At 44.3% G+C, this 19528-nt stretch carries 21 protein-coding genes; 13 read left to right on the forward strand and 8 right to left on the reverse strand.

Annotated features, from left to right (window positions below):
* Positions 1–58: 58 nt before the first annotated feature.
* Positions 59–532 (forward strand): transposase, encoded by a 474-nt coding sequence (locus M3191_RS13385; protein WP_251700885.1) that lies wholly within the window; start codon positions 59–61, stop codon positions 530–532.
* Between the two features lie 122 nt (positions 533–654).
* Here the strand turns inward: M3191_RS13385 and M3191_RS13390 are convergent, their stop codons facing one another.
* Both M3191_RS13390 and M3191_RS13395 read right to left on the reverse strand, forming a co-directional pair.
* Entirely contained in the window at positions 655–1104 is a 450-nt protein-coding gene (locus M3191_RS13390; RefSeq protein ID WP_251700886.1) for a hypothetical protein, read from the reverse strand.
* Positions 1105–1685: 581 nt separating this feature from the next.
* Positions 1686–2435: a class I SAM-dependent methyltransferase gene (locus M3191_RS13395; RefSeq protein ID WP_251700887.1), complete on the reverse strand. Its 750-nt coding sequence runs from the start codon at positions 2433–2435 to the stop codon at positions 1686–1688.
* Between the two features lie 268 nt (positions 2436–2703).
* Here M3191_RS13395 and M3191_RS13400 point away from each other — a divergent pair, with 268 nt between their 5' ends.
* Both M3191_RS13400 and M3191_RS13405 read left to right on the forward strand, forming a co-directional pair.
* Positions 2704–3153, forward strand: coding sequence for a universal stress protein (locus tag M3191_RS13400; protein ID WP_251700888.1), 450 nt, complete (start codon positions 2704–2706; stop codon positions 3151–3153).
* A gap of 85 nt (positions 3154–3238) precedes the next feature.
* Positions 3239–3943 (forward strand): CBS domain-containing protein, encoded by a 705-nt coding sequence (locus tag M3191_RS13405; protein WP_251700889.1) that lies wholly within the window; start codon positions 3239–3241, stop codon positions 3941–3943.
* 77 nt (positions 3944–4020) lie between these two features.
* Here the strand turns inward: M3191_RS13405 and M3191_RS13410 are convergent, their stop codons facing one another.
* From M3191_RS13410 to M3191_RS13420, 3 genes are read right to left on the reverse strand one after another with little or no spacing between them, the layout of a single operon-like run.
* On the reverse strand, positions 4021–5250 hold the full coding sequence (locus M3191_RS13410) for a dicarboxylate/amino acid:cation symporter (RefSeq protein WP_251700890.1): 1230 nt from the start codon (positions 5248–5250) through the stop codon (positions 4021–4023).
* Between the two features lie 34 nt (positions 5251–5284).
* The gene (gene dapF, locus M3191_RS13415) at positions 5285–6148 is read right to left on the reverse strand and encodes a diaminopimelate epimerase (RefSeq protein WP_251700891.1); all 864 of its coding nucleotides are present in this window, start codon (positions 6146–6148) and stop codon (positions 5285–5287) included.
* 26 nt (positions 6149–6174) lie between these two features.
* Entirely contained in the window at positions 6175–7188 is a 1014-nt protein-coding gene (locus M3191_RS13420) for a D-cysteine desulfhydrase (protein ID WP_251700892.1), read from the reverse strand.
* A gap of 396 nt (positions 7189–7584) precedes the next feature.
* Between M3191_RS13420 and M3191_RS13425 the strand changes: the two genes are divergently transcribed.
* The 4 genes from M3191_RS13425 to M3191_RS18565 are packed head-to-tail and all read left to right on the forward strand — an operon-like array spanning position 7585 to position 9860.
* Positions 7585–8067: a hypothetical protein gene (locus M3191_RS13425; RefSeq protein ID WP_251700893.1), complete on the forward strand. Its 483-nt coding sequence runs from the start codon at positions 7585–7587 to the stop codon at positions 8065–8067.
* Positions 8064–9323, forward strand: a complete 1260-nt coding sequence (locus M3191_RS13430; protein ID WP_251700894.1) for a replicative DNA helicase — start codon at positions 8064–8066, stop codon at positions 9321–9323. The genes M3191_RS13425 and M3191_RS13430 overlap by 4 nt, the downstream gene beginning before the upstream one ends.
* Positions 9292–9723, forward strand: coding sequence for a hypothetical protein (locus M3191_RS13435; RefSeq protein WP_251700895.1), 432 nt, complete (start codon positions 9292–9294; stop codon positions 9721–9723). Before M3191_RS13430 ends, M3191_RS13435 begins: the two co-directional genes overlap by 32 nt.
* 2 nt (positions 9724–9725) lie before the next feature.
* Positions 9726–9860, forward strand: a complete 135-nt coding sequence (locus M3191_RS18565; RefSeq protein WP_285853367.1) for a hypothetical protein — start codon at positions 9726–9728, stop codon at positions 9858–9860.
* Between the two features lie 227 nt (positions 9861–10087).
* Here M3191_RS18565 and gltS read toward each other — a convergent pair whose 3' ends face one another.
* Positions 10088–11278, reverse strand: a complete 1191-nt coding sequence (gene gltS / locus M3191_RS13440) for a sodium/glutamate symporter (protein WP_251696147.1) — start codon at positions 11276–11278, stop codon at positions 10088–10090.
* 322 nt (positions 11279–11600) lie between these two features.
* Between gltS and M3191_RS13445 the strand changes: the two genes are divergently transcribed.
* From M3191_RS13445 to M3191_RS13465, 5 genes are all read left to right on the forward strand, one after another.
* Positions 11601–13097 carry an S-layer homology domain-containing protein gene (locus M3191_RS13445; RefSeq protein WP_251700896.1) on the forward strand — a complete coding sequence of 499 codons (1497 nt, stop codon included), beginning with the start codon at positions 11601–11603 and terminating at the stop codon, positions 13095–13097.
* Positions 13094–13261, forward strand: a complete 168-nt coding sequence (locus M3191_RS13450) for a hypothetical protein (protein ID WP_251700897.1) — start codon at positions 13094–13096, stop codon at positions 13259–13261. Before M3191_RS13445 ends, M3191_RS13450 begins: the two co-directional genes overlap by 4 nt.
* A 390-nt stretch (positions 13262–13651) precedes the next feature.
* The gene (locus tag M3191_RS13455; protein ID WP_251700898.1) at positions 13652–14365 is read left to right on the forward strand and encodes a DUF5058 family protein; all 714 of its coding nucleotides are present in this window, start codon (positions 13652–13654) and stop codon (positions 14363–14365) included.
* 33 nt (positions 14366–14398) lie between these two features.
* Entirely contained in the window at positions 14399–15115 is a 717-nt protein-coding gene (locus M3191_RS13460) for a small-conductance mechanosensitive channel (protein ID WP_251700899.1), read from the forward strand.
* A gap of 15 nt (positions 15116–15130) precedes the next feature.
* The gene (locus tag M3191_RS13465; protein ID WP_251700900.1) at positions 15131–16393 is read left to right on the forward strand and encodes a M20 family metallo-hydrolase; all 1263 of its coding nucleotides are present in this window, start codon (positions 15131–15133) and stop codon (positions 16391–16393) included.
* Positions 16394–16479: 86 nt separating this feature from the next.
* On the opposite strand, the gene M3191_RS13470 is transcribed toward M3191_RS13465, so the two are convergent.
* Positions 16480–16713 carry a hypothetical protein gene (locus M3191_RS13470; protein WP_251700901.1) on the reverse strand — a complete coding sequence of 78 codons (234 nt, stop codon included), beginning with the start codon at positions 16711–16713 and terminating at the stop codon, positions 16480–16482.
* A 470-nt stretch (positions 16714–17183) separates the two neighbouring features.
* Entirely contained in the window at positions 17184–17765 is a 582-nt protein-coding gene (locus M3191_RS13475) for a protein-L-isoaspartate(D-aspartate) O-methyltransferase (protein WP_251700902.1), read from the reverse strand.
* 206 nt (positions 17766–17971) lie between these two features.
* Between M3191_RS13475 and M3191_RS13480 the strand changes: the two genes are divergently transcribed.
* On the forward strand, positions 17972–19483 hold the full coding sequence (locus M3191_RS13480) for an S-layer homology domain-containing protein (protein WP_251700903.1): 1512 nt from the start codon (positions 17972–17974) through the stop codon (positions 19481–19483).
* Positions 19484–19528 lie beyond the last annotated feature (45 nt).

Genomic DNA, 19528 nt, shown 5'->3' on the forward strand with positions numbered 1-19528 from the left:
ATTGTTAAATCTAGAGGTAGCTGCGAGATTATCCTCTCACCAAGAAGATATTGAACGGTTGGATTCTATTCCAGGCATCGCCACTCGTATGGCTGAACAAATCCTCGCTGAAGTCGGAACTGATGTAGGGAAGCAATTCCCGAGCTCTGCCCATCTATGTTCCTGGGCAGGATTAGTACCTGGCCATAATGAAAGTGCTGGCAAAAGGAAATCGTCAACTATGAAAAAAGGGAACAAATATCTAAAGTCAGCTTTAATAGAAGCCGCTCATTCAATCAGAGGATCAAAAACCTATCTCGGAGCCATGTATAGGCGTACAGCATCACGGAAAGGTAAGAAGCGAGCAGGCATTTCAGTCGCCCACGCCATATTAAGAATCGCCTATTATCTCTTAACACGCAAAGAAATGTATGTAGATTTGGGCGAAGATTATTTCGATAAACAAAAACAGCAATCCATTGTACGATATTCTGTTCGAAGGCTCGAAAACTTAGGTTACCGCGTTACAATTACTGAACCAGAAGCCTCTTGATCTAACAAATAATTCGATCCAAACCTAGGCGCTGCATTTTTTTAAAAAACCTGAGCTGCGTCTTCTTTAGTTTTGCTTTTTTTAGCGAAGTTGAGAGTTTAATTTTCATGGGAGTTGAAGAACTAATTTGAAAACCCATAAAATTTGTAACCGTCCACAGTTTGAGGAATTTCATCTGCGTCCAATTCACTCCAATTATTTTCTAGTAAAGTATCATTATTTGCATTTATTTCTGCAACAGTTCTATTTGATTCGCTAACAAAGTAAAGCTTTACTTCCTTTAATATATCTTCATGTTCTTTAGAATATTTCTTCACAGCTTCTAATAATATTTTTGTTTCAACTGCTACATCAAACTCTGGATTTTTATTACTCCATGTATCAGAAGTATCAAACATTTGAACTTCTATGTTTAATTCCCCATCAGTAAAATCAACAACTAAAAAATGATAAAAAGTTAAAGCATTATTTTCTAAGTAAACTTGTGTTTTTTCTTCTTCGCTTTGAGAGCAAGCAGATAACATAAAAGTAAAAGACAATAATAACAACATGAACAATACATACTTTTTCATTGCTAAACCTCACATCCTTAAATTAGATGAATGAAAAAATTTAAATTCTTTTCTTCAACTAACCTGCGCGTTAGTTCAATAAGAAAATGAACCCTCAAGCAGCCCACCGATCTTAAAGTAAAGCACCCGCTACTACAGGTAGAATACTTCACAAACTTTAGTATTTCTCACTGATCTTATCATTTCCTTTTGATTTTAAGCGTTTTAGCAAATGCATAACCATTTAATCCTAGTGATGCAAAGATACAGATTATTATGCCTGAGCATTTTTTTATTGCTTTTTACACTGTCAATTCGGGTGCGAATCGTACGCTATTTTAGTTGCTTATTGGGGTGTGTTTTTGTATTTTCTCCCCATTAACCGAACCCGTTAATAGAACAGCTTTATCTTTTTAGTTGCGTATTTTATGTAGATTAATTGAATTGTCATGATTTTAATCAATCGGGCGCTTTTATTCCATAGCGCAATCTAGTTAAAGTTATAGTAAACGAGAAAACCACTCTCGGCCATTGCAGGCTCACGAGTGGTTTCTGTTTCACATTTGCAGCCGTAAGCGTAGAAATACTGTCATTCAATTTTCTCAAGTGGTCTTTTTCAATTTAATTCGATAGGAAAGGCAACTGGATAGCGGGGCCGTTTCCGTATATGCCCATTTGTCGAAATCCATGGCTCCGCCAGGGAAGATGCCGGTGATTGTCAGTCCGGCTTTTTTACATAGTGCACTTATTTCGTCGATTGTATAACAACGCAACGATTGTGTAACCACTTCTTCCGGGTTCTCGTTATGCCACCAGCTATCGATCATTCGACAGTTTTCCTCGTCAAATGAATAGAGCCGCTCCGCCTCGTCAATCTTCATCTTTTGGCCTGCTGCAATGGTGCGCCAATAATTAGGATTATAGATGTCAATGAGTGCGAATCCTTCATCTTTCATCCAGCTTTTCATCCGTTTCAGAAGAGTCAGCTGGTCGTCATCGGTACCGATGCCAAAGCCGTCGAAATAGCTGACGACGTCGAATTGGGTAGGAAACGTATAAGTGTAGAAATCACCCATATGAATGTCGATCGTTTTCGGTGAACGAAGTCTCGAAGCTTCGACTAATTCAGGAACAAGTTCCAACGTAGTCACCGTGATGCCGCGTGCGTCCAGAGCCCTGGCAATACTGCCGATCCCTGCTCCAATATCAAGCATTGATTCGAACCTGGCGCCGATCTGCTCTTCGATTTTCTCGGCATCTTTTTGTAAGTAACTTGCCATTTCTGGTTCTATGTCTCGTAACCATTCAAATTGATTCTTATAAAAAGGGATGACCCATTCGTTTGTTGTCATGTTTATTCCTCCTGTAATTGTTTTCTCATTACAGGTGGTTTTTTAAGTTCCGGATGCCCATATACGATCGCTCCTCTCGTCTCCATTGTACAAAGAGGGGGATATAACTGCAAGTCTATTCTGAAAACTTATGAGTGTTTCTCATGCGACAAGATTGAAAGGGTTGTACATAAATTTGTCGAATAAAGAGGGCTTTCTTTGTTTATTAGGGAAGGAAATGTACCTTACTTGTCGAAGTAGTACATATGAAGAGAATGGAGTGAGATCTATGTCAATGGACTACAAACAGATAATTATCGCAATAGATGGATCAGAAGAGGCGGAATGGGCTTTCAAAAAGGCGGTGGCAATTGCAGACCGAAATGAAGCCACATTGAATTTGGTCAACATCATTGATACACGTTCGTATTCTTCTGCTGAAGCTTATGACCGTTCAATCGCTGAAAGCGCGTATAAATCCGCCGAGGAATTGCTGAACAACTACAAAGCGGAAGCTGTCCAAGCTGGTGTGCAAAACGTCAACGTCGTTGTCGAATATGGCTCGCCAAAAGTGATGATTTCAAAAGACCTTCCGAAAAAACTGAATGCAGATCTGATTATCTGCGGGGCGACGGGTTTAAATGCAGTTGAACGTTTTATTATGGGCAGCGTCTCTGAAAACATTGTACGCTCCGCGAAATGTGATGTTCTCGTTATCCGTAGACCTGAAGGCTTGTAACGGGAAAGTGAAGACATGCACTGTCAGTGGTTAGTTGATGAGGGGAAAGTGGGTATACTCCTTTCAAAAGGAGTTGCATGCGCTGATGACTGTGAAAAATTCAGAGCGTTTTATTGTCGCTTATAACCGGATTGAGAAAACACTTTCTGAAAAAGCGGAAGGCGATGAGTATTCCCCGTTTTACCGCCTGATTGATAAAGTGAAGATTACAAACTCCGTTGTTCGCAAATACGAAGATGATTTGCGGGAGCTTGGAGATTTGCGTAATGCAATCGTCCATAATCGAACAGACATCGACTATGTGATTGCAGAACCCCATGATGAAATTGTGGAGCGTATTGAATTGATTGAACAGAAACTGAGCAATCCACTTCGTGTAGGTGCTCTTTTCGGCTGTAAAGTACATACTTTGCAAGCGGAGGATCCATTAACTGCGGCATTGAAATTGATGGCCGAAAGCAGGTTCACCCAAATCCCATTTTATCAGAATGGTAAATTCAAGGGCTTGGTTACGGCTGCAGATATCACCTATTGGTTGGCGGGCCATTCGACAGAAGACTCCATTTCCCGGGAAATACCGACACTTTCCGAGGTTTACAATTATGAAGATCGTAATGAGCCATTTGAATTTGTCGACAAAGACCTTTCTGTGTATGAAGCTGAAGATTATTTCAAGCGGGCGATTTCAAAAGGTGTCCGTTTGGAAGCATTGCTCATAACGGAAAACGGTCATGCTGATGGAGAGTTGATTGGGATAATTAGACCTTTTGATGTGCTCAAGATAAAATAAACGAAAAAACCCCATCCTCAATACTGGATGGGGTTTTCCGATTCGTTTGGACTTTTGGATATATACTCTTTCTGCTCTTATTCTACGCTCACTTTATCCATCCAGTCTTTTCCTTCCAACTGCCTAGTCACAAGCATACTTGCGACTGTGTCACCAGTTGCGTTGACCATAGTTGCAGGTGGGTCAACAACGACGCCGATTGCTGAGATCATAGGCAATGCCTGAATCGGCAGGCCGTAAAGTGTGACGATGACCATTTCACCGATAAATCCGCCGCCAGGAATTCCGCTCATCACAACACCTGACAGTAAGGAAATCGCAATTGCTGTCACGAAGGTGCCGAATCCTGTGAAATCCATATTGAACACTCCGAAAACGAACGCGATTTTGAGGATGGCAGACAGACAAGAGCCATCCATATGAATTGTCGCGCCGAGCGGCAAGACGGTTTCCCGTATATCCTTTGGCACGCCGATTTGTTTTGCTGCCTGCAAGTTGATAGGGAGGGTTGCAAAACTACTTCCCGTGCCAAGTGCGGTTGCCGCGGGTGCAAGGATGTTTTTCCAAAAACGGACAACTCCTTTTTTTCCGCCGGCAATGAATGCGTAAAGCGTGAATCCAATTACAAAGTATAGAAAAGCAACAGGGTAATATAGGATGAATGCTTGTGCATAATCACCAATCAGTTCTCCGCCGAAATCGCCGATAAGCGCTGCGAAATAGGCGCCTAAGCCGATCGGTGCATAGTACATGACGAGTTGAATCACTTTCATGAAGATTTCAGAACCGCTTTCTAAAAAGCGGGCAAATGGCTTGCCAGCTTCGCCGGTCAACCCAGTCGCGATTCCTAATAACACCGAGAATACGATTAACGCAAGCATATGTTTACGTGAAAATAAATTTACGAAGTCCGGCACTGTAAAGGTATTTACAAGTTGATCGGATAGCGACAGAACTTCCGTGTTTTCAACAATTTCCATAGGAACATCCACCCCGGAGCCGACCGGGAAAATAACAACGGCCACTAACATCGTGATGGACGCAATGATCCCTGTAATAATAAATACCGATAGCATGGAACCCATGATTTTTCCTAGACGTTTCATGCTATCCATATTCGCGACAGCTGACGAAATGGAGAAGAACACAAGTGGAACAACAATCATGAATAGTAAATTTAAGAATAAATCCCCGAACGGTTTAATGACACTGGCCTTTTCACCGAAAACAAGTCCGATAATGGATCCGATGATAATGGAAGCTAGAAGAATAAGTGGAAAACGATACGCTTTTAATTTTTTCGCCATGCAATTGCTCCCCCTTTTAAATGATATCTATCTATTACTCCTGACGCTTCCAGTGGAAGACCCCTTGAATCGTAGTCTCCGCCGGTCCGGTCATCCAAACATGATCATCGTCTGCCCATTTAATGGATAGATCTCCGCCGCTCAAATGGACTGTGACATCGATCCCTTTATCGATATAGCCGTTTAAGATCGCTGCGACGACAGCCGCGCTTGCTCCTGTTCCACAAGCTTCTGTTACACCGGAACCTCGTTCCCATACTCTGTAATTCATTTCATGGCGAGAGAGAACTTCAACAAATCCGACATTCACCCGATCCGGGAAACGCGGATCATCAGTAACGATTGCACCCAGCTCGTGTACAGGTGCTTCCTCAATCGCATCGACAAAAAACACAGCATTTGGATTGCCTAAAAATAATGCCGTCACTTGCATTGAATGCGCCGCAACGTGAAATTCTTCTGCAATCACTTGGTTATCGTCAGGACCGTGCATCGGAATTTGGCTCCGATTTAAGAAGGGCGGTCCTAAGTCTACTGTCACCTTGTCAATGCACTCTCTTTCGCCGTACACTTCAACAGTTACGATTGCCGCCTTCGTTTCAATCCGGAAGATGTTAGTAGAGACAAGATGATTTTCATAAGCATATTTTGCTGTGCAGCGTAAGCCGTTGCCGCAACTTTGTCCTTCCGACCCATCCTTATTGAAGATCCGCATTCCGACATCCGCCACGTCACTCCGATGGATCACAATGAGTCCATCCGATCCTATGCCTGTATTGACATTTGAGACGTCTATCGCTAATTGATTGAAGATCGAATGATCGAATTCATGTGTGATCGCATCGAGATAAATATAATTATTTCCAATTCCATGCATCTTCGTAAAGGGTATTTTCATAGTCTGTCCTCACTTCCGGTGAATCTTCATAACACAAATAAATCATCATCGAACAAGGTAGGATTTGCATATAACGATGTTGACCCACCTGTATGAACAAACAGGACGTTGTCTTCTTTCTTGAATGCTCCCTTGCGAATCAAGTCGATGAGTCCTGCCATCACTTTTCCTGTGTAAACGGAATCGAGTAGGATGCCTTCCGTTCTCGCCAACATTTGTACAGCTTCGATCATCCCTTGTGTCGGAATAGTGTAGCCCTCACCAACATAGCCGTCGTAGCAGTGGACATGATCAGCTAAGTGATTGTCTGATACGTTTAGATAATCCGCTGTTTGGTGCACAAGATTTGTAATGAGCGGGATCTGTGTTTCGTTTGGTCTGGAAACATTGATGCCATGCACGTTAATAGGCGCGCTGCTTGCATGGAAACCGACAATCAACCCTGCCTGTGTTCCGCCGCTGCCACTCGCAACAACTACATCGTCAAAGACAAGTCCGTCTTCAAAAGATTGTTGAAGGATCTCTTGGGCGCACGCGGCATATCCAACCGATCCCAATTCATTAGATCCTCCGATAGGAACTACATAAGGTGTCCTGCCGGCCATTGCTAATTCCTCGCCCAATGCGTGCATTTCCGCCAGCATATCTGAGCCATGCGGCACAACCTTGATAGACTCGGCACCAAGTAAGTTAAATAGCAGATTATTGCCGTTTGCATTTGGATTGTAAGGAGTAGCAACACCTTCCTCCAAAATTAGCTGACATTTTAAACCTTCCTTAATGGCGGCGGCTAACGTGAGTCGGCAATGGTTTGATTGGAGAGCGCCACCGGTGACAATCGTGTCTGCCCCGTTGCGTATTGCATCGGCAATGAGGAATTCCAGTTTTCTCGTCTTATTCCCTCCACCGGCAAGTCCTAGTAAATCATCCCGTTTTATATAGATTGTAGGACCGTTCAATAGCTTGGTTAGATGAGTTAACTTCTCTATTGGTGTTTTTGCGTGTGTGTACCTTCTTCTAGGGTACTTTGCTAGTAACATTTGGGCATCTCCACCTTAAAATTATTTGGGTCTGTATACTAAAGCGATTTTACATTGTCATCTCCTTTCGAAATTATGTGTAATTCAAAGTATCGATTAGAAAAAGTTTTCTGTCAATCCGAATTTCGACATTGTTCTACATATGTGGGGGTGAAATGCCTAACGAGTCATGGGTGTACTACAGTATATTTTAGGAATTACTTATTATGCTTTGCTTGCTGCAATGGATGGGCATACAAAAAGATAATCACCAACCATCGACAAAAAGTCGGAAATGGTTGGTGATTTTTCATTGAGAAAAAATAAATTTCCTCTCGCAGTATCCTTTTCCCAAACTCGTATCTATATAGAGGATGAAAGGTCTGGTCAATATATGTTTTGAGGAGGAAGAGGAAAATGAGCGGTTGGGTGAAATTACATCGAGCGGTAATGGATAAGCCGATATGGACAGAATCAACATCGGATCAGAAGGTGATTTTGATGGCGTTGCTTATGTTGGCAAATTATGAGGAGAGGCAGTGGAAGTGGGGTGGGAGGGAGTATGATTTGCAGCCCGGTCAGTTTGTCACTTCAATTGCTTCACTCAGTCAGCGATGTGGGAAAGGAGTGACCGTATCGAAAGTCCGGACAGCTTTGAAAAGATTTGAGGAGTACGGATTTATGACAAGCGAAACGACAAACCAAAACCAGGTCATAACGATTGTCAATTGGGGGCTTTACCAAAAGAATGAAGAGCCGATGACAAGCAACTTCGCAAATGAACGACGAGCATGTAACAAACAAATCGCAACTACTAAGAAAGAAAGAACTAAGAACATAAGAAAAAATGCGCGTGTGAATGAATTCACGTTGGATCTGACGAAGGGGGAAGCGATGTGATCGCGGAAAGAGCGGTTCTTGGTTCGATGTTGAAGGAAAATTACTTGATAACGGATTCGGGATTGGCGGTTTCCCAATTTGGGGACCCGGTCCATAAAATGATCTTCCAGTCGATGAAGGAGCTTCGCGCTTCAGGGAAGATGGTTGATTTCGTTACATTGCTCACGACGTTCAGCCCGCGGGATCTGGGCGGAGCAAATTATGTGAAAGACCTGACGAATTATGCGCATATCGAGAAGTTTGACGACTATGTCGGGGTGATGCTGGATGTTTGGCGGGAGCGCGAAAAACGGAACGTGCTACATATTGCCGGGCAGGAGAACTGGCCGATCGACCGGGTCATAAGTGAGCTCGATACGATTATGGATAATCGGGTGAGTGATCACTCTGCAATTTTTGACCTGCTGATGGATGTGTACGAGGACCCGTTCATGGAGAAGGGAATGGAAGAGGGGGCGCCATCGGGCATTCAGAAGTTGGACGAAATGACGAACGGGTTCCAGGACGGTGAATTGGTCATTTTGGCTGCGAGGCCAAGCATGGGGAAGTCCGATGTCATGCTGCATATTGCGAAGCATGCCGGATGGCAAGGGCGTTTGCCGATCATCTTTTCGCTAGAAATGTCAGATACAAGTTTGCGGGATCGGCTGATTGCGTCGACGGGGAGGTTTTCGAGAATCCGGATGCGAGATCCGTATTTGTTGTTCAGTGATTCACAGAAGGGCAATTGGGTGAAAACGATTGGAAGAGTGGCGGAAACAAATATCCATTTTTTTGATCGGAGCAGACAGACCGTTGCGGAAATGCGGATGAAGGTACGTAAGATGATCCATCAATTTCCTAATGTAAAGCCGGTCATTTTGATTGATTATCTGACGTTGATTCATTCGGAAGACAAGAGTGCCAACATGCATTTGCAAGTTTCCCAAATTACGAAGGATTTGAAGGGGATGGCTCGGGAGTTCAATTGCCCGGTCATTACGCTGGCACAGTTGAGCAGGGCGGTCGAGCAGCGGCATGACAAGCGGCCGCTCATGTCGGATTTGCGGGAATCGGGCTCGATTGAGGAGGACGCGGATGTCATCGTTTTTTTATACCGTGATGCGTACTACTCGAAGGATGAGAACGATAACGTCTTGGAATTGATTGTGTCGAAGAACAGGAATGGTCCGGTAGGGACTGCTTATGCGGCTTACAATAAATTTACTGGGGAGGTCATTGGAATTGGAACTGACAGTGAAAGAGCTATTTCATGATGCGGTTTTGTACGATGTGCCAAACATGGCGCATGCTGTTTATTACGCAGTGCAGATGGGACTTGTGCAGTGGGATGATCCGGAAAGCCGGATTCCTTATGAGCAATTGGATTATGGGGCGATAGGGAGAATGCGGAATGAAAATTGGTTGAAGATGTGCACAGTCAAGCTTTTCGTCGTGCCGCTTGGCGAGAAACGGTTCGCGGTATATTTTGCGGACCGAGAGGAGGAGGCGAGGAAGCAGCATCGTAGGATTTACGGCATGCCTGCTAGGCGGGTGCTCGATGTGAGCGACAAGATGGATGCGTCGGTTTATTGTGAAGAATCGAGACTATGGTGGTCGTTTTGGGAGTTTAAGCGGCAGGCGGTGGAGTTTCCTTGTTTTGTGGGGGAGTTTTAAGGGTGGGCTGGCTTGTTATCGGTCAGATCTCAATGGTTATCGATCAAATTACAACTTTTATCGGTCACTTTGCGAGGGATATCGGTCAATTACCAGAAGATATCGGTCACTTTCGAGTAATTATCGTCATTTCGTGAATTTAGACCTAAGGAGGACGGGGTCAATTCAAGGTTTCTAAAATGGGGTGCCTAAAATGGGGTGCCTGTGTAAGACACTATTCAGTATATACACTACAATTGTATAAAAATTAAAAGAGAAGCCGGCAAGTCCAGCTTCTCAATAGAATGATGTATACTTATTCAAATTGGTTGAATTATCATGAATGTTTCTTACACAGGCACCGTCAAAAGTGGCACCGTCAAATTCACTTAGGTGCCAACAAGTTGATTGTTGTGATGATGATCGGTGCGCTGAAGACGACGTCCATTAGAAACGCGCCTACGATCGGTACGACTAGGAACGCGGTGCGTGAAGGTCCGAACTTATTGACAGTTGCACCCATATTGGCCATCGCGTTTGGTGTGGCACCGAGTCCATGTCCAAGGAAACCGGAAATCATTACCGCTGCGTCATAATCCTTGCCGAGTGCTCGGAACATGATGAACACGGAGAATCCGACAATGAAGACCACTTGAACGAAGATAATGCCGATGAGCGGAAGTGCTAGACCCGCGAGTTCCCATAGTTTAATGCTCATGAGTGCCATGGATAGGAAGATGGCGAGTGACACGTCTCCGATCAGATTGATTTCCTTCATGTTGACAGTTCCCGGCAGGAAACGGTCCATGATGTTGCGGATGAGCACCGCGAAGAACATTGCGCCTATATAACCGGGCAAGACAAAGCCGGTTGCTTCGGTGAACAGGTCGCCAAGGACTATTCCGCCTGCCATCGCTAATGTGATCATTGTCACTTGAATCATGAATGAATGTTGGCTGATCGGCTTTTCATCCTCTTCCATATACTCAGCCACTACGCCTTCTTGCGGTTTCAGGCCATGTTTGCCAATTAGGTGCCGGGCGATCGGACCGCCTGACAGGCTGCCGCAAATCAAACCTAGTGTTGCTGCTGCCATCCCGATTGTCACAGCGGATGTGATACCGAGACCCTCTATCGTCTGACCGTATGCAGCCGCTCCTCCGTGTCCTCCGCTCATCGAAACAGCGCCGCTCATTACGCCAAGCAGCGGATCAATATTGAACACTTTTGCAAGTGAGACGCCGATGACGTTCTGCATGAAAACGGTTACGCCACACAGCAGTAAATAGATGAGTAGTAGCTTGCCGCCAAGTTTGATCAGCTTAAAACTTGCACCCAGTCCAACTGTCGTGAAAAAGGCTACCATGAACAAGGACTGCAAGGATGTATCCAATGAAATCTCGATAATGCCGGTAGATTTCAAAATGAGCGCGACAATCGCGAACAGTAGACCGCCAACGACCGGCGCAGGAATGAGGAACCGGTCAAGGATGCCGATCCGGTTGACAAGCGCTGTGCCGAGCAGGTACAGTGCCGCCGCTAGAAATAAGGTTGATATCTGGTTGAGTTCAATCATGCAAGTTCACCTTTCCTTTACATTGAGAGGATGATTGGATGCAGCTACTTCCTCTCCTATAGTCAGGCCTTATCTGTGTACGATACCCGTTTCAGGATATTAAACACGCATAACCCATCCTTAAAAGGTAACAAATCTATAGCCAACTTGGAACAGTATAGGAATAAAAAATTGTCTTGGCAATTTTCTTGGAAAATAAATAAATTGAACCCAACCAACCGGGTTCGCATAATTGCATTTTTATTTTGAAACTTTTCTTAAAATCTCGCGTCTGTACGTTGTTAAAGATAGAATCATATAAAACGGAAAGGTTGGGAGATAAATGAAGAAACTACTTACAGCATTTTTCGCACTGGTTCTGGCGTTCAGTTTTCTGCTGCCCGGCACTGCAGCAGGCGAATCTAAATTCTCTGATGTACCGCCGACGAAGCATTTTGCAGAAGCGGTGAATGAACTTGCTGAACGCAATGTCATTGGAGGGTATCCGGATGGCACGTTCAAGCCGGGCAATCCGATTACCCGGGGGCAGGCCGCGGCGATCATTGCAAAGTTGATCGGGTTAGATACGGAGAAGGTGAAGGATCCGGGGTTCAAGGATGTCACTTCGGCGAACGGCTATTACAAGGCGATTGCTGCGTTGGCGGAAAAGGAAATCATCGGAGGCTACGCGGATGGAAGTTACGGTCCGAATGAACCAATCAAGCGAGGGCAAATGGCATCGATTCTTGTAAAAGCATTCGATCTGCCGCGTTATGATATTCCAGAGCACGAAAATCCGTTCAAGGACGTGAAACAGTACGTGTCACACAGCCCGAACATCTTGATTATCTATCGACTCGGCATCACGACTGGAACGTCTTCGACAACCTTCAGCCCGAATGCCTCCATCACGAGGGGACAGGCGGCCAAATTGATGAAGGCAGCCGAAGAAGCGAAACCACAGATGAAGACACTCCAGGCAAGTGATTTTGGCTGGAAAAAGATTGAGTGGTTCAAAGACAATGAGAAAAATCCGGGAGTCTTCAAGGCGGCATTGGTGACGGGCAGGAACACGCCGGCAGGCTACACGGGCGACCGTCTGCAGCTTGTCCCGCTGAAGGAAGGGACCGGCACGCTTAGCTTCGGTGAAGGTAGTGTCTATCTCCCGGATGAGGTGAAACATAAAAAATATTATGTCCATGTCAAGAAAACTAATGGCGAATGGGAGTTGACACTGGAAGAGACGGATGAACTGCTCCCGACGGCCGCTGCACTAGGAATGACGCTTGAACAGACGCAACAGGCGGAACGGGTCTCCCTTTCGACGATGGAGGGTGAAAAACTGACAGATAGCGCGGTGTTCAAGCATTGTAAAAGGGGTCTGTATGATGAAAATATCTGCATCGATATTGAAAAACCAGGCCAATACATCGCTACCGTCTACTATAAGGGCGGCAAGGAAATCCGATACGGTATAGAGGCGAAGCAAGAAACAGCCCACTTCTACTATTACATCCAGACGTTGCAGGAAAGAACGACTCACTCGGTCGACTTGAGTAATAACAAATCCTACTCTGTAAAGCCCGGATACAAAATCGGAACGTTTACAATCCCGAAAGATTCCGAGCAGATCGCCGGTGTTACGAGAGAGAAAGGCACCAACATATTCCACGCAGAAGCAAAGAAAGCCGGCATGTTTGAAGTGATATTCCCTGACGACCGCGTCCTCGCTTACGCTGACAGCGCGGTCTACTTTGAAGGTGTCAGGGTAAATGTTCAGCAATTGGGAACTATTTTAAGCGTAACGGTAGAGCCTTATTTGCATGATTATTGGATGTGATGAATAGGAAACGCCATGTTACATTTTCGGGAAGTGATATCGATCATTTCCCGCGTGTTATCGTTCATTTCCCAGAAGTTATCGATCAATTCGCGGGAGATATCGATCATTTCCCAAGAGATATCAATCATTTCCCGAGTTATATTGTCATTTCGGGACTTTAGACCCGACATAAATACAATTGGGTTAAATAAAAAACGTGCTAGTTGAGCAAAATAATGAAGTTTCCAAACACCGCCCTTTGCTTTTAATCAAAGGGAGGTGTTTTTTTTTTAGTTTGTGAGGAGATGTAACTGAAGTACTGTCACAAAACAACAATTCATTACTTTCATTACGGAACAAAGATTCCTGAAAAGTAAATATGTTTGTAGAGTAGTTACATATAATTAAAAAATTAATAATGTCCAAATATCCTTGCGCCTAATTTGGCACTGCTGTATAGTGGTAAGAATCAAAACAGTCAGACAATAATGTTTATATATAGCAATAGTTTTATCTATCGGAATAAAATACTATTATGGTTGCATCTGACAACCTTGGAAGGAGAGTTTTAAATGCCGGGAAATGTAATGAATATCGCTAGCAGCAATATCGTCTGGATCGTTGCTTTCTTCGTAATGGGTGTCGTGATTTTTCAAGCAATCATGTTCATGAACATTGCTAAAAAAGCCGCCCCTGATGCAGGATTAACGCCTACGGAAGTGTCAAGAGCGATTAGGACAGGCTTCATTAGCTCACTTGGACCTTCGTTTGGGATTGCAATTGTTATCGTTTCGTTAATCGCACTCCTTGGTCCACCTATAACAATGATGCGAATCGGTATTATCGGATCCGCGGCAACAGAAACGGCGGCTGCTCATATCGGTGCGAAGGCTTTCGGCGTTGAGCTAGGGGGCGCTGGATTTACTGAAAAAGCGTTTGCGACTGTCGTTTGGACGATGTGTTTAGGTGGAATGGGTTGGCTCCTCGTCACATTTCTTTTCACAAAATCTCTTGGAAAAGCAGAGAAGGCAATCCGTAGGAAAAACCCTAAAGCGGTTGCAAGTATTTCTTTAGCAGCCATGCTTGGGGCATTCGGATATTTAGCAAGCGAACAAATGCTTAAAGGATTGGGCTTTTTCTTTGCAGGAATCGCCTCACTCGGAATCATGATTATCTGTATGTCAATTGCCGAAAAGAAAAATATAAGTTGGCTGCGAGAGTGGTCACTTGGAATTTCAATGGTTTGTGGAATGATTGCCGGAACGATGGTCATTGCTCTTACCTAGAAAATTACTTTCTATAGTTAAGGAGGAATGAAAATGAGCATGAGTCAAGAGGTTGTTCGTACAGCTTCCAAAGCAAAACCTGAGCCTGTTAGTAGTTCAATGACGAGGTTTCATGAACAGTCCCACTTCTGGGGTCGCTTAACTATTTTATTAGTAATGATTGCTTCAGTAGGATTGCCGATGTACTTGTCGTTCGTACTCGGTGCCCACCCGGGATGGGGCGCGATTTTTGCCGGCCTCCTAGGTTATGCAGCGTTTATAGGCGTGTTATGGATTGTTGAACCTGTCACGTACTTCCCGATTCTCGGGATCGGCGGAACGTATATCGCCTTTTTATCGGGTAATATTGCGAATCTATGTGTCCCTTGTTCATCAGCTGCCCAGAAAGCTGTCGGTGCTGAACTTGGAACGCAAAAAGCTGAAATAGCTGGAGTACTCGGTATTGCACTCGCTTCTTTAACGAATACAATCATTATTATTTTAACTGTTTTGGGCGGGACGTTTATCGTCAACTTAATCCCCGCATCTATCCAACAGTCATTTGTATTCGTCCTTCCTGCTATTTTTGGTGCAGTGTTAGGTCAATTTGCTTTCAGTAAACCTAAATACGGAGTCATGGCGGTACTAATTGGGATAGGGGTCTTTTTCTCACCAATCCCATCATTAATAAAGATTGCTTCTTGTGTTGCGATTTCGATCGCTGTCATTTATAACGTGGAAAAAGCTAAGGATAAGAAGGCTAATGGGTAAGGGGGCAAATGATAAATGGTAAATACGAGTCTGCAAAAACTAACAATCAATCAAAAACGATTACAAGAAAATATGGATCAGCTCGCTGAAATAGGTAAATTTGGTGAAACTGGCGTATGCCGATTGGCTTTGTCAAAGGAATATAAAGAAGGAATAGAGCTTGTGAAGCGGTGGATGGAAGAAGCCGGCTTACAAACGAAAGTAGATAACTTCGGGAATTTGGTTGGCCGACTGGAAGGAAAAAATCCTGATGCGCCCATTTTGATGCTCGGCTCACACATCGACTCACAGCCTTCAGGTGGCCGATTTGACGGTCCCATCGGTGTGCTGGGCGGATTAGAAGTTGTCCAAACGATGCAAGAACAAAACATTACGCCTGAAATGCCAATCGAAATTATGGCGTTTTGCGATGAAGAAGGATTCCGTTTCAATAAAGGGTTATTCGGATCCAGGGGGATTACCGGGCAATTAGATGAAGGTGAACTTGACCGTTCCGATAAAGATGGGGTAACAAGACGAGAAGCGTTACTTGAATTTGGCGCTGACCCTGACCAGCTCACTGCTTCAGAATACCCAAAAGGATCGATTGATACTTATATCGAAATGCATATTGAACAAGGGCCTGTTTTAGAGGAAGTTAATGCTCCTGTAGGAATTGTTACAGGGATTTCTGGGCCACTCTGGCTAACCATAGAACTGACTGGATCTGCGGGACATGCTGGTACCGTTCCTATGAAGTTACGAAAAGACGCGTTAGTTGGTGCAGCTGAAATCATTTCTGGATTGAAGGAAATCGTAACGCAAGATCCAGATGCCCCGACTGTCGGCACAGTTGGTAACTTAACAATTTCCCCAAACGCGAGAGCAATTGTTCCAGCAAAGGTTACCTTTACGATTGACTTACGAGACATTAACTTAGATCGGCGCAATCGATATGAAGCACAATTACGTGGTCACATTGAAAAAACCGCCGAAGAAAATGGTCTGCAGTATACGATTTCCGAAGATACGAATATCTTTCCAGAACCGTGCAGTGAGGATATTTTAGATGTTATGCGTGAAGAGAGTAAAGCGATGGGACTGGAAGTTGTTCCGGAACTAATTAGCGGAGCTTTCCACGATGCACTCTCTATGGCGCAAGATTGTAAAATTGCTATGATTTTTGTTCGATCTAAAGACGGCGTCAGTCATGACCCGGCAGAATTTTCGACCTACGAGGACATTGCTGTCGGGACTGAGTTGTTGTATAAAACAGCTGTTAAAATAGCGACTAAATAAAAGACAAAATGGCACATTATCTCGGTTTCCTGTTTGACCCAGGGAAATCCGAAATAATGTGCTTTTTGTTAACTTCAAACGTGAAATCATTTTTCCAAACTGAGATACCTTTTGAGAGGAAACTTGCTGCTATTATATTCAATCCACTTTTCCAACTCTCTTTCGACAGCCCTGTTTTGCCATTCAAACCATACCTCTGAACATTCACCGCAATGGCTTTCCACTCCACTATTATTATGGGAATCTCTAAAGGTGAAAAAGGTGGTTTTGCGACAGATAAAGCAAAATACTTTTTTATCCTCGTAATATTTATGTGCCAAGAGAATCAACTCCTCAACTTTTAAACTCATTATTTCCATTTTTAATTTATTTAATACGAAAATAGAAGGTTTAAAGTCTGAGGTATGGTAGTGGTTTCGGGAGTTGAGGCGGCCAGGGGTGGAGTTTCCTTGTTTGTGGGGGAAGATTGGAAAGAGCTAGAATAATATCGTTCATTTCCCACGAGTTATCGTTCATTTCCCATAGGGTATCGATCATTTCGCGGAGGATATCGATTATTCCCCAACATATATCGATCATTTCCCGAGTTATATTGTCATTTTGTGACTATTGAACTAAAGGGTGAAAGGGTTCAAACTGGAAAATGGAGACGAAAAATGGTTTTAGGGTACACATTCTAGAAAACAAGAAAACCACCCGTGCGCTGTAGCAAGCACAAGGGTGGTTCGACTAAAAAATAACGTATTTCCATGATCCTGAAAAAGTAAAAGCTGTATAGACAACTAACACATTACTCATACTTCCCCCTCAACGGGACAAACCTCACTTCCTCCAGCACTGTCGTATCAATCTTTCCTTCTTTATCCTTTTCCAACAGCAGAAGCTCCTGTAGAAGCGGTGTACCTACCGGAATGATCATTTTTCCTCCGGGTGCTAGTTGGTCAATGAGCTCGTCTGGCACTTGGGCAGCAGCCGCCGTCACCATAATTCGGTCATACGGAGCGTTTTCTTCCCAACCTGTGCTGCCGTCATCCAACTTGAAATGGATGTTGGAGAAGCCGGCTTTTTCTAATCGTTCCTTTGCCCGTTCATGCAAGGCGGCGATTCGTTCAATTGTATAAACGGAGTCTGAGAAGGCGGCGAGCAGGGCGGTTTGGTAGCCGGATCCGGTTCCGATTTCGAGCACTTTTGAACCGGGCTGCAAATCGAGGGCCAATGTCATTTCAAGTACGAGGGAAGGTTGGGAAATCGTTTGTTCATGCCCGATTGGAATGGCCTCGTCCATATAGGCGAATTCTTTGAGTTCATCCATGAAAAAGCTGCGATCAAGTTTTTGAAAATAGGTAAGGATGTCTTCGTTTTGATTGGTCATTGTAGTATGCCCCTTCAGCTATATAGTTGGTTACCCATTTCCTCTATTGGGCAGTTGTAAACAATATACATAAGCTAACATGGTCATTACTTCCACAAATGAACATCTTTTATTCTTTCTATATTTCTTTGAAACTTTTCCAGGAATCTCTCGTCTGTACGTTGGTTGCAAGATAGATACATAAGAAACAGAGAGGGTGGCAACAATTGAAGAAAAAACTACTTACAACATTGGGTGCACTGGTGCTCGCAATCAGTGTGCCGTTAACCGGCAACGCAGAAAGCAAACAGCAGCAATTCTCTGACGTATCGCCGACAGTGTATTATGCAGAGGCGGTGAATGAACTTGCCGAACGCAATATCATTGGAGGGTACCCGGACGGCACATTCAAGCCGGGCAATCCGATTACTCGTGGCCAGGCAGCCGCAATCATTGCGAAATTGACGGATATGGATCTCACGAACGTCAAAAACCCGAATTTCAAGGATGTTACGGAAGCGAACGGTTACTACAAAGCAATTGCCGCACTGGCCGAGGCGAAAATTATTAATGGCTACGGGGACGGCAGATATGGGCCGAATGATCCGATTAAACGTGGACAGCTCGCCTCGATTCTCGTCAAAGCGTTCGATCTGCCGCGCTATCCTTTCTCCTACGTCAACAATCCGTTCAAGGACGTAGTCTACTACGAGTCGCACGGTACCAACGTTCTTATTCTCTATCGACTTGGAATTGCGGGCGGAACATCCTCCGACCGTTTCAGCATCAACGCACCGGTGACGAGAGGTCAGGCGGCGAGTATGATGGTAGCGACAGAAAATAAGAAGCCGGCGATGGTATCGCTCGCACCGAAAGAAGTAGGAATGGCTGTGATTGGCGATGTTATATGGAAAACGGAACAGGACGTGTACGAGGCAATTGTTGTACGAGGGATAAGAGGCTATTCAACAACAGACAGGCTACAGCTTATTCCGCTGAAGGAAGGAACAGCAACACTTAATTTGCGCGGATACAGTGGAAATGCATACGGCAGTTATAGTTATAAGAAGTATTACGTACATGTCAAAAAAGTGAATGGCGAATTGAAGCTGACCTTGGAAGAGACGGATGACTATCTGCCGACAGAAGCGAGGCTTACAGTGTCTGCCGACGAAAAGGTCGATAACATTAGTCTTTTCACTGTGGATGGAACGTTGGTAAACGAAAGTGCCGCGTTCAAGAAATGCGAGTCTCCACAATTCGTCTGCTTGGATATTGATGAACCGGGCAACTATATTGCTAAGGTGCGTTTCGTCGGAGGCGAAGAAGCTCGCTACGCCATCGAAGCGAAAGAACCGGAACATGCTCGCTTCCACTATGACATCAAGACATTGAGGGAGCAGACGTCCTTCGTATTCGATATGAAAACACTGTTCCATCACAACGATTACTATGACAAGGAAGCCGCAGAAAACATTGGGAAGCATACAATTGTAACGAAAAATGCTGATGAGATTGCTGAGATTACAAGAGATCCCGGGACCAATGTCTTCCGTGTCACTGCGAAGAAACTAGGGACGGTCGAAGTGGAATTTGAGAAAAAAGTTTATTGGATGAATGGACAGACTGGCGACGCGACATCGGGCATGACAAGCGGCATGAAGATTACCGTGCAGGAAATGAATGGGCTTATCAATATTTCTGCATCACAAATCTTTACAATTAATCCGGATATGTAAGTGAATAATGACTACCACTTGCGTGTGAAATTATATCTATGATAC

Source organism: Sporosarcina luteola (assembly GCF_023715535.1).
Classification (GTDB): domain Bacteria; phylum Bacillota; class Bacilli; order Bacillales_A; family Planococcaceae; genus Sporosarcina; species Sporosarcina luteola_B.